Genomic DNA, 12673 nt, shown 5'->3' on the forward strand with positions numbered 1-12673 from the left:
TCCCTAATAGATGCCGAATCTTATTCTCTCCACAGTAAACCCGCGCGGCCGGGGCCGCCGGGCGGCCCCCCCGCCCCCGGCTGATGGATCAGTACTTCTCGAGCGGCGGCGGGGTCGAGTCGGAACCCGACTTGCCGAGCGTCTCGTCGTAGATCGCCTTCCAGGAGCCGTCGGAGGCGGACTTCTCCAGGATGGTGTTCACCTGGGTGCGCAGCGCCTTGTCGGCCAGCGGCAGGCCGATGCCGTACTTCTCGGTGCTGAACGGCTTGCCGACCACGCGCAGCTCGTCGGGCGCGGTGGCCGCGTAGCCCTTGAGGATCGCGTCGTCGGTGGTGACGGTGTCGACCTTCTTGTCCAGCAGCTGGGAGACGCACTCCGAGTAGGTCTTGAACTCGGAGATGTTGCTCGCCTCGGTCAGCTGCTCGTCCTTGACCCGCTGGATCGGGGTCGAACCGGTCGCCGAGCAGACCTTCTTGCCCTTCAGCGCGGTCTTGCCGGCGTCCATCGAGGTGTCGTCCTTGCGGACCAGCAGGTCCTGGCCGGCGATGAAGTACGGCCCGGCGAACGAGACCTGCTTCTTGCGCTTGTCGGTGATCGAGTAGGTCCCGACGTAGTAGTCGATCTCACCACCGGCGATCGCGGTCTCGCGGTTCGCCGACGGGATCTCCTTGTACTCGATCTTGTCGGGGTCCAGACCGAGGCCGGCCGAGACCATCCGGGCGACCTCGATGTCGAAGCCGCAGCGCTTGCCGTTGGCGTCCTTGTAGCCGAGGTTCGGCTGGTCGGCCTTGACGCCGACGATCAGGTTGCCGCGGGACTGCGCCTTGGTGAAGGCCGGGCTGCCGGCCACCGCGACACCGCTCGCGGTGTCGAACTTGTGCAGGTCGCCGCACGAGTCCGAGGCGCTGCCACCGTTACTGCCGCCGGCGGCGGGCTCGTCCTTGCCACAGGCACCGGCGGTGAGCGCGAGCGCCGCGACGCCGAAGACGGCGACGAGGTTGCGCATTCTCATGATCAGGTTCCCCTTCGTTGGTTACTACAGCTACGTCGCGGGTTGAGCCGCGGGCGGACCGTGCGGCGGGTCAGTGCTTGAGGATCTTGCCGAGGAAGTCCTGGGCGCGCCGCGAGGTCGGGTTGGTGAAGAACGTCTCCGGGTCGGACTGCTCGACGATCTCGCCGTCGGCCATGAACACCACCCGGTTCGCCGCGGTCCGGGCGAAGCCCATCTCGTGGGTCACCACGACCATCGTCATGCCCTGCTTGGCCAGGTTGATCATCACTTCGAGGACCTCCTGGATCATCTCCGGGTCGAGCGCCGAGGTGGGCTCGTCGAAGAGGATCACCTTCGGGTCCATGGCCAGCGCCCGCGCGATCGCCACCCGCTGCTGCTGACCACCGGACAGCTGCGCCGGGTACTTCTCGGCCTGGCTGGCCACCCCCACCCGCTCCAGCAGTTCCATCGCCCGCTTCTCGGCGGTCTTGGTGTCGGTCCGGCGGACCTTGGTCGGGCCGAGGGTGACGTTCTGCAGGATCGTCTTGTGTGCGAACAGGTTGAACGACTGGAACACCATGCCGACGTCGGCGCGCAGCTTGGCCAGCGACTTGCCCTCGCTGGGCAGCGGCTGACCGTCGAGCGTGATGCTGCCGGAGTCGATCGGCTCCAGCCGGTTGATCGCGCGGCAGAGCGTCGACTTGCCGGACCCGGACGGCCCGATCACCACGACGACCTCGCCCTGGTCGATGGACAGATTGATGTCCTTCAGGACGTGCAGCTCGCCGAAATGTTTGTTGACGCCGGACAGCGCCACCAGTCCGGTTTTCGTCAGGGTGCCGGAATCGCTCATGGCCAGAACCTACTGGAGCCGGGGGTGAGGCCGCAGGCCCGGGTGGTTCCACGGTGGTAACGATCTGCAATAAACCGGCGCGGATCGTAGTGGCGCGATCACGGATCGTTCATCGCTGATCGTTTCTGAGCGACCGGCCGGGTCAGGTGACTATTCCGTACTCGCGGATCTTGCGGTAAATGGTCGCTCGCGACATCCCGAGCGCGGCGGCCGCCGCCTTCTTGTCACCCTCGTACGTCGACAGCGCGTCGACGACCGCGTCGCGCTCGAGGGCCTCGATCGCGGTCAGTTGGCGGCGCGTCGTGGCCCGGCACTCGGGCGGCAGATCGGCCAGCTCGACCACGCCGGACCGCCGGCGCCGGGCGACCGCGGCCAGGACCGACCGAAGGTGCGTGATGTTCCCCGACCAGGGCAGCCGCATCAGCTGATTCATCGTGGCGGTGGAGAACGTCAGGCCGTTGATCCCGGCCTTCGCGAGCAGCGACCGGACCAGGGCCGGCACGTCCTCGACGTGATGCCGCAGTGGCGGCACCTCGACGGTCCGCGGGAAGAACGCCAGCAGCTCGTCGGCGATCTCGGACCGGTCGGCGGGCAGCGTGAGCGCGACCCAGGCGTCCCCGGCGATCGCGCCGTCCCGGACGCTCTGCAGCAGCTCGGTCAGGCCGTCGAGGAGCTCGCCGGTCAGCAGGTGCGCCCGCCGGATGATCAGGTCGGAACCGGCCTCCAGCTCCGCCCGCGCCTCGGTCGGCAGGTCGTCGCCGGTGACCGCGGGATCGAGTACGGCGAGGCGTCGCTCGGGCGCCACGTGGCGGCGTACCGCTCGGAGTAGTGACAGCTTGCCGGCGCCGGGCTCGCCCTCGGCGATCAGCCACTCGGATCGGCCGCACGCGTTCAGCAGCTCCTGGACGACGTGCTGCCAGACGGCGCTGGTCCCGGTCGTGCCGGGAATCAAAGGCGCGCGAGCGACGTGCTGGCTGCGAGCCGGGCCCCGCTGCTCCTTGATCTGGATCACCCCGCCGGCCAGGGTGTCGCCGACGAACGTCGGGCGGTACGCCAGTCGCGCGGTCGTCCCACTGGGCAGGTCGGTGAGGAAGATCAGCGGCTTGGTCCCGCCCCGGGCGTCGCGGGTGCGGTCGATCAGCGCCGCCTGGTCGCCGGCATCGAACCGGGCCTGCGCGTACGAGTTCATCATGAACACCTCGTCGCCGAGCGCGAGCACCGGACCGCCGCTGTGCCGGCAGGCCGCGTAGTAGTCGCTCAGCAAGGCGTGGTCGAGCGCGTTCGCCTCCTCGACGACGCGTTCGTGGATCCGCCGCGCGGCCAGCTTGGCGAACGACAGCAGGATCGAGTTCGCGTTCCGGGCCTGGGTCGTGATGTCGAGGACGCCGAGCAGACCGCCGGTGACGGGATGGGTGATCGGTGCGCCGGCGCAGGAGAACATCCGCAGTTTCCCGTTGTAGTGCTCGGCGCCGTCGATCTGGATCGGCCCGCACACCTCGAGCGCCGTACCGATGCCGTTGGTGCCGACCGCGGACTCGGCGTACTGGAAACCGGGCGCCAGGTCGACCGAGTCCAGCCTGCGCAGCAGGGCCGGGTCGCCGCCGCGGCGGTCGAGGACGACCCCCTTCGCGTCGGTCAGGATGATGCAGACCGGCTCGTTGTGCAGCTCCGACGAGAGCGCGTCGATGACCGGCCGGGCCGCGCGCATCAGCGTGGTCTCGCGGTCGATCCGGTCGAAGTACTTCGGGGCGGGGCGGTCGATGTCGACCTGAGACGCATGAGATCGCTCCCACGAGAACCGGATCTCCGTTCTCGGTGTTGCAGCGCGGACCGGCTGCGCAGCGCCCATGGCATCTCCTTCACGTCCGTCACCAGCGGAGTTCCCACCACGGTAGCGGCCCAGTGTGTGACCGCCATCTCACATTGAGACACGCAGACATCGATTCGGCGGCTTTCATCTCTTCTCAACCCCGATGAGGAGGCCCACATTGAGCAGGCAGAGTCTCACCAAGGCCCACGCCAAGATCACCGAGTTGTCCTGGGAACCGACGTTCGCGACCCCGGCGACCCGGTTCGGCACCGACTACACCTTCGAGAAGGCGCCGAAGAAGGACCCGCTGAAGCAGATCATGCGGTCCTACTTCCCGATGGAGGAGGAGAAGGACAACCGCGTGTACGGCGCCATGGACGGCGCGATCCGCGGCAACATGTTCCGCCAGGTGCAGCAGCGCTGGCTGGAGTGGCAGAAGCTGTTCCTGAGCATCATCCCGTTCCCGGAGATCTCCGCGGCCCGGGCGATGCCGATGGCGATCGACGCCGTACCGAACCCGGAGATCCACAACGGGCTCGCCGTCCAGATGATCGACGAGGTCAGGCACTCGACGATCCAGATGAACCTCAAGCGCCTGTACATGAACAACTACATCGACCCGGCCGGGTTCGACATGACCGAGAAGGCGTTCGCGAACAACTACGCGGGCACCATCGGCCGGCAGTTCGGTGAGGGGTTCATCACCGGTGACGCGATCACCGCGGCGAACATCTACCTGACCGTGGTCGCGGAGACCGCGTTCACCAACACCCTGTTCGTCGCGATGCCGGACGAGGCCGCCGCGAACGGCGACTACCTGTTGCCGACGGTCTTCCACTCGGTGCAGTCCGACGAGTCGCGGCACATCAGCAACGGCTACTCGATCCTGCTGATGGCGCTGGCCGACGAGCGCAACCGGCCGCTGCTGGAGCGCGACCTGCGCTACGCCTGGTGGAACAACCACTGCGTCGTGGACGCGGCCATCGGCACGTTCATCGAGTACGGCACGAAGGACCGCCGCAAGGACCGGGAGAGCTATGCCGAGATGTGGCGCCGGTGGATCTACGACGACTACTACCGCAGCTATCTGCTGCCGCTGGAGAAGTACGGTCTCACGATTCCGCACGACCTGGTCGAGGAAGCGTGGAACCGGATCACCAACAAGGGCTACGTGCACGAGGTGGCCCGGTTCTTCGCGACCGGCTGGCCGGTGAACTACTGGCGGATCGACGCGATGACCGACAAGGACTTCGAGTGGTTCGAGGAGAAGTACCCCGGCTGGTACTCGAAGTACGGCAAGTGGTGGGAGAACTACAACCGGCTGGCGTACCCCGGTAAGAACAAGCCGATCGCGTTCGAGGAGGTCGGGTACCAGTACCCGCACCGCTGCTGGACCTGCATGGTGCCGGCGCTGATCCGCGAGGACATGGTGGTCGAGAAGGTCGACGACCAGTGGCGCACGTACTGCTCGGAGACCTGTTACTGGACCGACGCGGTCGCCTTCCGCAGCGAGTACGACGGCCGGCCGACGCCGAACATGGGCCGGCTGACCGGCTTCCGCGAGTGGGAGACGCTGCACCACAACAAGGACCTCGCCGACATCGTCCAGGACCTCGGGTACGTGCGCGACGACGGCAAGACGCTGATCGGTCAGCCGCACCTGGACCTCGACGACCCGAAGAAGCTGTGGACCCTCGACGACGTCCGCGGCAACACGTTCATGAGCCCGAACGTGCTGCTGAACGAGATGTCCGACGCGGAGCGCGAGGCCCACGTGGCGGCGTACAGGGCCAACGGAACCAAGGTCGCCTGAGGAGGTCCCGGTGGCTGACAAGCACCGTATCCAGTTCGAACCGGTCGGCATCGAGATGGAGGTCGGCGAGGAGGAGAAGATCCTGGACGCCGCGTTCCGGCAGGGGATCCATCTGATGCACGGCTGCCGGGAAGGGCAGTGCTCGGCGTGCAAGTCGTACCTGCTCGAGGGTGACATCCAGATGGAGCGCTACTCGACGTTCGCCTGCAACGACGCGGAAGTCGCCGAGGGCTACGTGCTGCTCTGCAAGGCGCACGCGTACAGCGACTGCACGATCGAGCTGCTCAACTTCGACGAGGACGAACTGCTCGGCGGTATCCCGATCCGCACCATCGCGACCCGGGTCGCGGCGATCGAACCGGTCACCCGCGACATCGTGTCGCTCCGGCTGCGGCCGGCCGAGCAGTTCGACTTCAAGCCGGGGCAGTACGTCGATCTCACGATCCCCGGCACCGACGAACACCGCTCGTTCTCGATGGCGACCACCCAGTCGACACCGGATGAGATCGAGTTCCTGATCAAGAAGTACCCCGGCGGCCGGTTCTCCGGTCTGCTCGACGACGGACTGACCGTCGGCGACGAGCTGTCCATGACCGGGCCGTACGGCTCGTCGACCCTGAAGGACGGTCACGTGCTGCCGGTCGTCTGCGTCGCCGGCGGGGCCGGGATGGCGCCGATCCTGTCCATCCTGCGGCACCTGCGGGAGACCGGCAGCACCCGTCCGGTCCGGTTCTACTACGGCGCGCGGACGGCGGCCGACCTGTTCTACCTCGACGCGATCCAGGAGCTCGGTGCGCAGTTGTCCGGCTTCGAGTTCGTCGCCTGTCTGTCCGAGTCGGCTCAGGGCGCGGACGGACTGTACGTCGAGGAGGGCAACGTCACCGAGATCGTCGAGCGGCGCGAGGCCGAGCTGCACCGCAGCGAGGTCTACCTGTGCGGCCCGCCGCCGATGGTGGACGCCGCCCTGGAGTTGCTGGAGGCAAGCAACGTCCCGAAGGACCAGGTCTTCTACGACAAGTTCACCAGCCCAGCTACCGATGGAGCCTGAGATGACAGACACGAAACAGCGCAGTTTTCCGAGTATCGAGTTCACCGACTCCGAGGCGGGCGCGCTGGAGTTCCCGAGTTCGCAGAGCCGGTCGTACAACTACTACAAGCCGGCCAAGCTGCGCGCGACGATGTACGAGGATGTCACCGTCGACGTCCAGCCGGACCCGGACCGGCACCTCAGCCAGGGCTGGATCTACGGCTTCGGTGACGGCCCTGGCGGCTACCCGAAGGAGTGGACGGCGGCGAAGTCGTCCAACTGGCACGCCTTCCTCGACCCGAACGAGGAGTGGAACCAGACGATCTACCGGAACAACTCGGCGGTCGTCCGCCAGGTCGACCTCGGCCTGCAGAACGCCAAGCGGGCCCGGGCGTACGACGCCTGGAACCCGGCCTGGCTGAAGTTCGTCGAGCGCAACCTCGGCGCCTGGATGCACGCCGAGAACGGGCTCGCGCTGCACGTCTTCACCAGCATCCAGCGCTCCGGTCCGACGAACATGATCAACACCGCGGTCGCGGTCAACGCGGCTCACAAGATGCGGTTCGCCCAGGACCTCGCGCTGTTCAACCTGGATCTGGCGGAGGCCGACGTACCGTTCGACGGGTCGGCGCACAAGGACGTCTGGCAGAGCGCTCCGGAGTGGCAGCCGACGCGTGAGGTGGTCGAGCGGCTGACCGCGGTGGGGGACTGGTGCGAGCTGTTGTTCGCCACCAACATCGTGTTCGAGCAGCTGGTCGGGTCGCTGTTCCGGACCGAGCTGGTGATGCAGATCGCCGCGCGGAACGGCGACTACATCACGCCGACCATCGTCGGCACCGGCGAGCACGACTACGACCGCGACCTGTCCTACACCCGCAATCTCTTCCGGTTGCTGACGCGAGACCCGGAGTACGGCGAGAGCAACAAGGTGCTGTTCGGTGAGTGGCTCGCGACCTGGGTTCCGCGGTGTCTCGACGCGGCGCATGCCCTGCAGCCGATCTGGTCGCAGCCGGCCGAGAAATCGGTCACGTTCGCGGACAGCCTGGCCGCGGCGACCGGCAAGTTCCGTTCCCTGCTCGAGGACCTCGGGCTCGACTCTCCGAAGGAGCTGGACCAGTGAGCATGCAGTTCGGATCTGAAGCCTCGTTCTCCAACAAGACCGGCGTGACGCTGATGAACACGCCGATCGGCCGGGTCGTCGCCCAGGTGATGGGCGCCAAGGACGGCATCGAGCTGACCGAGTACCCGTCGATGATCCGGGTCGACGGCACCGGGCTGCTCGACTTCGACTACGCCGAGCTGTCCGACGCGCTCGGGATGGAGTTCGACGGCTCGGTGTTCGAGGAGATCTCGTCCACCCACTACGGCCGGATGGTGCACCTGGACGACAAGACCATCCTGTTCGCCAGCCCCGAGGACGCCGCCGAGTACATCGGCTTCGACCTCACCACGAAGTGAGGCCGGGATGTACTCCAGAGACGGCGAGAAGTACTTCATCGTCGATGCGCACATCGCCCTGTGGGACGCGCGCGCGGACAACCAGCGCAACATCCACGGCAAACAGTTCATCGACTGCTTCTACGACTACCACAAGAACCTCAGCCCCGAAGAGGTCGTCTGGGACTACGACACCTACACGTACTACGGCGGTCAGCGACTGCTGAAGGACCTCTTCGAGGACGGGTACGTCGACCACGCGATCTTCCAGCCCGCGATCCTCGGGGACTTCTACAAACGCGGCTTCGGGCAGACCGAGGACGCGCTCGCGCTGACCCGGGCGAACCCCGGCAAGCTGACTTACAACCACGCGTGGGACCCACGCAACGAAGAGGCCGGCCTGGAGCAGCTCCGCAAGGACGCGGACCGGATGGGGCTGAAGGGCGTCAAGCTCTACACCGCCGAATGGCACGGCGACTCCCGCGGCTACAAGCTCGACAGCCCGTGGTCGCGGCGCTATCTCGAGGAGTGCCTGAAGCTCGGGATCAAGAACATCCACGTGCACAAGGGCCCCACCATCCGGCCCCTGGACCGGGACGCCTTCGACGTCGCCGACATCGACAAGGTGGCGACCGACTACACCGACCTCAACTTCATCGTCGAGCACGTCGGCCTGCCACGACTCGAGGACTTCTGCTGGATCGCGACCCAGGAACCCAACGTGTACGGCGGTCTCGCGGTGGCGATGCCGTTCATCCACACGAGGCCCGGATACTTCGCGCAGATCATCGGTGAGTTGCTGTACTGGATCGGCGAGGACCGGATCCTGTTCTCGTCCGACTACGCGCTCTGGACGCCGAAGTGGCTGGTCGAGAAGTTCGTCGACTTCCAGATCCCGCCTGAGCAGTCCGAGTACGCGCCGCTGACGGTCGCGCAGAAGAAGAAGATCCTCGGCCTCAATGCGGCGAGCCTGTACGGGCTCGACGTACCCGAGGAGCTCCGGCTGCCGGCCGGCGTCGGGTCGCGAGAAGAAGCAGTAGCGTCATGACCGCGGTCGCCCAGTCGCTGGAACTGGAGTCCGAGGTCGTCGGCGCCTTGGCGACCGTTGCCGACCCCGAACTCGACCAGCCCATCACCGACCTCGGCTTCGTCCGTTCGATCCTGATCGACGACGCCGGCGTGACCGTGCACCTGCGGCTGCCGACCTCGTTCTGTGCACCGAACTTCGCCTACCTGATGGCATCCGACGCGGTGGACTCCCTGCGTCGGGTGCCGGACGTGGGCACGGTGACGGTGCTGCTCGACGATCACCACGACTCGGACAAGATCAATGCCGGCCTGGCCGCGACCGCGGGGTACGTCGGCACGTTCGGAACCGAGGCCGATCAGGACCTCGACGAACTCCGCCGTACCTTCCAGCGCAAAGCACATACAGCTGCGATGGAGCGGTGCGTGATGGCGCTGCTCCGATCCACCGGCAAGACGGTCGAGCAGTTGCCGGGGTTGACGCTCTGGCATCTGCCCAGCGGTCCGCAGAAGGACGCGCTGTTGCGGCGGCGGAGCGACATCGGGCTCGGGATCCGGCCGGAGGACCCGGTGCTGGTCGACGACGACGGCGTACCGGTGCCGCCGGATGCGGCGCCGATGCGGTTGCGGTTCGCGAAGGCGGTCCGGATCTCGGTCGAGGGCAACGCGCACTTCTGCCGCGGCCTGCTCAAGACCCGGTACGACGACGAGCCGATGACCACCCGCATCACCAATACGAGGAGGACTCGATGAAGGCCGTACAGGTCGTCGGCTATCACACCAAGCTTCAGCTGACGGATGTTCCCGAGCCGAAGATCACCGGGCCGCTCGACGTGATCGTGCGGATCGGCGGGGCCGGTGTCTGCCGGACCGACCTGCACATCCTCGAGGGGCAGTGGGCCGAGAAGAGCGGCGTACTGTTGCCGTACACGATCGGGCACGAGAACGCCGGGTGGGTGCACGCGGTCGGCGACGCGGTCACGAATGTCGCCGTCGGCGACAAGGTGATCCTGCACCCGCTGATCACCTGCGGGCTGTGCCGGGCGTGCCGGTCCGGCGACGACGTGCACTGCGAGGCTTCGGCGTTCCCGGGCATCGACACCGACGGTGGGTACGCCGAATACCTGCTGACGACGGCGCGGAGTGTCGTCAAGATCGACGACGCGCTGGAACCGGCCGATGTGGCGGCGCTCGCGGACGCCGGGCTGACGGCGTACCACGCGGCCGCGAAGGCGGCGCGGACACTGCGGCCGGGAGCAGTCTGCGTGCTGATCGGCGCGGGCGGACTCGGTCACATCGGCATCCAAGTGCTGAAGGCGATCTCGGCAGCGACCCTGGTCGTGGTCGACCGCAACCAGGCCGCGGTCGACCTGGCCGTCGAGATCGGCGCCGACCACGGGATCGTTGCCGACGGCACGCACGTCGAACAGGTCCGGGCGCTGACCGGCCGGCACGGCGCGGAGGCGGTGATCGACTTCGTCGGTGAGGGCGGCGCCATCGCCGACGGGATCGAGATGCTCCGCCGGGCGGGCAACTACTACGTCGTCGGGTACGGCGAGAACCTCGACGTACCGACCATCGACGTGATCTCCACCGAGATCAACTTCGTCGGCAACCTGGTCGGGTCGTACAACGACCTGCAGGACCTGATGGACCTCGCGGCCCGCGGCCAGGTCGCGCTGCACACCACGAAGTACCCGCTGGAGGAGTTCCAGCAGGCCCTCGACGACCTCGACCGCGGCCTGGTCCGTGGCCGGGCGATCCTCATCCCCTGAAAATCCGACAGCAGGAGGCTGACCAATGGCGAAGGAACTGCGGTTCAACACCGACGCCCGGCGGTTGCTCGAGTCCGGCGTGAACGCGCTGGCCGACGCGATCAAGGTGACGCTCGGTCCGAAAGGCCGTAACGCGGTGCTGGAGAAGCTGACCGGCCCGCCGACGATCACCAACGACGGCGTCACGATCGCCCGCGAGATCCAGCTGCGCGAGCCGTTCGCGAACATGGGCGCCCAGCTGGTCAAGGAAGTCGCGATGAAGACCAACGGGGTGGTCGGCGACGGCACCACCACGGCCACCGTGCTGGCCCAGGCGATGGTCCGCGAAGGGCTGCGTGAGGTCGACGCCGGCGCCAATCCGATGCGGGTACGCCGCGGCATCGAGCGCACCGTACCGGTGGTGGTCGAGGCGTTGCGCGGCCGGGCGGTCGAAGTCCGCGGACGGGACGAGCTGCGGCACATCGCGACCCTGGCGGCCAGCGACGACGAGACCATCGGCGAGGTGATCGCGGACGCCGTCGACTGGGTCGGCCGCAACGGTGTCGTCACCACCGAGGAGTCGGACACGCTCGGGATGTCGGTGGAGGTCGTCGACGGTATCGAGTTCGACCACGGGTACGTGTCGGCGTACATGGTCACCGACCGGGAGCGGATGGAGACCGTCTACGACCGTCCGCTGATCCTGCTGACCAACAAGAAGATCACGCAGGTGCAGGAGATCATGCCGACCCTCGAGGCGGCGCAGGGTGCCGACCGGCCGCTCGTGGTCCTCGCGGAAGAGGTCGACGGGCCGGCGCTCCAGCTGTTGGTCGGCGGCAACATGCACAACACGATGCGGTCGGTCGTCGTCCGGGCGCCCGGGTTCGGGCACCGCCGGATCGCCGAGCTGGAGGACCTCGCCACCGCACTCGGCGGCTCGGTGATCGCCAAGGACACCGGACTCGAGCTGACCGACGTGACCCGCGAGCACCTCGGCTCCTGCGACCGGATCACGATCACCGAGGACACCACCACGATCGTCGGTGGACACGGGGACGCGTCACTGGTGGAGGCGCGGATCGCCCAGCTGGAGAAGCAGTTCGAGCGGGCCAAGATCGACGCCGACCAGGACAACCTGCAGCTGCGGATGGCGCGGCTGGCGGGCAAGGTCGCGGTGATCCGGGTCGGCGGCGCGACGAGTGTCGAGTTGAAGGAACGGATGCTGCGGGTCGAGGACTCGTTGGCCGCGACCCGGGCGGCCCTCGAGGAAGGCGTGCTGGCCGGTGGCGGGACCGCCCTGACCCAGGCGCAGGCGGCGTTGTCACAGCTCGAGCTCACCGGTGACGAGGCGATCGGCCGCGAGGTGGTACGGCGAGCGTTGCCGGAGCCGCTGCGCTGGATCGCGATCAACGCCGGGTACGACGGTGACGAGGTGGTCGCGCGGGTCGCCGAACTGCCCGCCGGACACGGCTTCAACGCGCTCACCGGCCGGTACGGCGATCTGGTCGAGGACGCCGTGATCGACCCGTTGAAGGTCACCCGGGCGGCGCTCGAGAGCGCGGCGTCGATCGCGGCGCTGCTGATCACCACGGAGACCGCGGTCGTCGAGGAGGTCCTCGGCAACCCCGGCGCGATCATGGCGCCCGGCTTCGGCGATCTCGCCGAGGGCATGGTCCGGCCGTCCAACATCTACTAGTTCCATCTACCAGTTCGGAGAGTGCGATGGCGGACCGACGTCACCAGTTGCTGGAGAAGGTCCGGGTCGGCGCGTGATCGAGCCGACCGCACCACAGCTCGCCACCGCAACCCGTACCTTCGGGCTGTTGCTGGCGCCGGTCCGGCTGCATCTCGTCGCGCTGGCGTGCTGTGGTGAGTACGACGTGGGGGGGGCCGGGGCCGCCCCCGGGGGGAGCGAGGGGGCACCGGCGCCCCAGCAAAAGAGGAGAAAAAAAAGAAAGATCT

At 67.4% G+C, this 12673-nt stretch carries 11 protein-coding genes and 1 pseudogene; 9 read left to right on the forward strand and 3 right to left on the reverse strand.

Annotation, left to right across the window (positions count from 1 at the left end; all coding sequences use genetic code 11):
• Positions 1-88: 88 nt before the first annotated feature.
• The 3 genes from ACWGID_RS39640 to ACWGID_RS39650 form a co-directional block, all read right to left on the reverse strand.
• Positions 89-1012 carry a glutamate ABC transporter substrate-binding protein gene (locus ACWGID_RS39640; RefSeq protein ID WP_452204536.1) on the reverse strand — a complete coding sequence of 308 codons (924 nt, stop codon included), beginning with the start codon at positions 1010-1012 and terminating at the stop codon, positions 89-91.
• Between the two features lie 70 nt (positions 1013-1082).
• Complete coding sequence (locus ACWGID_RS39645; RefSeq protein ID WP_452204537.1) at positions 1083-1844, reverse strand: amino acid ABC transporter ATP-binding protein; 762 nt, start codon at positions 1842-1844, stop codon at positions 1083-1085.
• Between the two features lie 142 nt (positions 1845-1986).
• Positions 1987-3693, reverse strand: a complete 1707-nt coding sequence (locus ACWGID_RS39650) for a sigma-54-dependent Fis family transcriptional regulator (RefSeq protein ID WP_452204538.1) — start codon at positions 3691-3693, stop codon at positions 1987-1989.
• 139 nt (positions 3694-3832) lie between these two features.
• On the opposite strand from ACWGID_RS39650, the gene ACWGID_RS39655 reads away from it, so the two are divergent.
• The 9 genes and pseudogenes from ACWGID_RS39655 to ACWGID_RS39695 all read left to right on the forward strand — a co-directional run.
• Positions 3833-5467, forward strand: coding sequence for a hypothetical protein (locus ACWGID_RS39655; protein ID WP_452204539.1), 1635 nt, complete (start codon positions 3833-3835; stop codon positions 5465-5467).
• A gap of 10 nt (positions 5468-5477) precedes the next feature.
• Positions 5478-6515, forward strand: coding sequence for an FAD-binding oxidoreductase (locus tag ACWGID_RS39660; RefSeq protein ID WP_452204540.1), 1038 nt, complete (start codon positions 5478-5480; stop codon positions 6513-6515).
• 1 nt (position 6516) lies between these two features.
• Complete coding sequence (locus ACWGID_RS39665) at positions 6517-7614, forward strand: aromatic/alkene monooxygenase hydroxylase subunit beta (protein ID WP_452204541.1); 1098 nt, start codon at positions 6517-6519, stop codon at positions 7612-7614.
• A 2-nt stretch (positions 7615-7616) separates the two neighbouring features.
• Positions 7617-7952 (forward strand): propane 2-monooxygenase effector subunit MimD, encoded by a 336-nt coding sequence (gene mimD / locus ACWGID_RS39670; protein ID WP_452204542.1) that lies wholly within the window; start codon positions 7617-7619, stop codon positions 7950-7952.
• 7 nt (positions 7953-7959) lie between these two features.
• Positions 7960-8979, forward strand: a complete 1020-nt coding sequence (locus ACWGID_RS39675; protein ID WP_452204543.1) for an amidohydrolase family protein — start codon at positions 7960-7962, stop codon at positions 8977-8979.
• Positions 8976-9710, forward strand: a complete 735-nt coding sequence (locus ACWGID_RS39680; RefSeq protein ID WP_452204544.1) for an iron-sulfur cluster assembly protein — start codon at positions 8976-8978, stop codon at positions 9708-9710. Before ACWGID_RS39675 ends, ACWGID_RS39680 begins: the two co-directional genes overlap by 4 nt.
• The gene (locus ACWGID_RS39685) at positions 9707-10732 is read left to right on the forward strand and encodes an NAD(P)-dependent alcohol dehydrogenase (RefSeq protein ID WP_452204545.1); all 1026 of its coding nucleotides are present in this window, start codon (positions 9707-9709) and stop codon (positions 10730-10732) included. Before ACWGID_RS39680 ends, ACWGID_RS39685 begins: the two co-directional genes overlap by 4 nt.
• Positions 10733-10757: 25 nt before the next feature.
• On the forward strand, positions 10758-12407 hold the full coding sequence (gene groL / locus ACWGID_RS39690; RefSeq protein WP_452204546.1) for a chaperonin GroEL: 1650 nt from the start codon (positions 10758-10760) through the stop codon (positions 12405-12407).
• A gap of 73 nt (positions 12408-12480) precedes the next feature.
• Positions 12481-12673, forward strand: a pseudogene (locus ACWGID_RS39695) (hypothetical protein); the annotation flags it as partial.

The sequence above is a fragment of the Kribbella sp. NPDC054772 genome (assembly GCF_053611945.1).

What these genes read in the sequence shown, in the direction of transcription:
- ACWGID_RS39645 (WP_452204537.1), bottom strand. Translation starts at nt 1,844, where the DNA reads ATGAGCGATTCCGGCACCCTGACGAAAACCGGACTGGTGGCGCTGTCC.
- ACWGID_RS39665 (WP_452204541.1), top strand. Translation starts at nt 6,517, where the DNA reads ATGACAGACACGAAACAGCGCAGTTTTCCGAGTATCGAGTTCACCGAC.
- groL (WP_452204546.1), top strand. Translation starts at nt 10,758, where the DNA reads ATGGCGAAGGAACTGCGGTTCAACACCGACGCCCGGCGGTTGCTCGAG.
- ACWGID_RS39675 (WP_452204543.1), top strand. Translation starts at nt 7,960, where the DNA reads ATGTACTCCAGAGACGGCGAGAAGTACTTCATCGTCGATGCGCACATC.
- ACWGID_RS39680 (WP_452204544.1), top strand. Translation starts at nt 8,976, where the DNA reads ATGACCGCGGTCGCCCAGTCGCTGGAACTGGAGTCCGAGGTCGTCGGC.
- mimD (WP_452204542.1), top strand. Translation starts at nt 7,617, where the DNA reads ATGCAGTTCGGATCTGAAGCCTCGTTCTCCAACAAGACCGGCGTGACG.
- ACWGID_RS39640 (WP_452204536.1), bottom strand. Translation starts at nt 1,012, where the DNA reads ATGAGAATGCGCAACCTCGTCGCCGTCTTCGGCGTCGCGGCGCTCGCG.
- ACWGID_RS39685 (WP_452204545.1), top strand. Translation starts at nt 9,707, where the DNA reads ATGAAGGCCGTACAGGTCGTCGGCTATCACACCAAGCTTCAGCTGACG.
- ACWGID_RS39650 (WP_452204538.1), bottom strand. Translation starts at nt 3,693, where the DNA reads ATGGGCGCTGCGCAGCCGGTCCGCGCTGCAACACCGAGAACGGAGATC.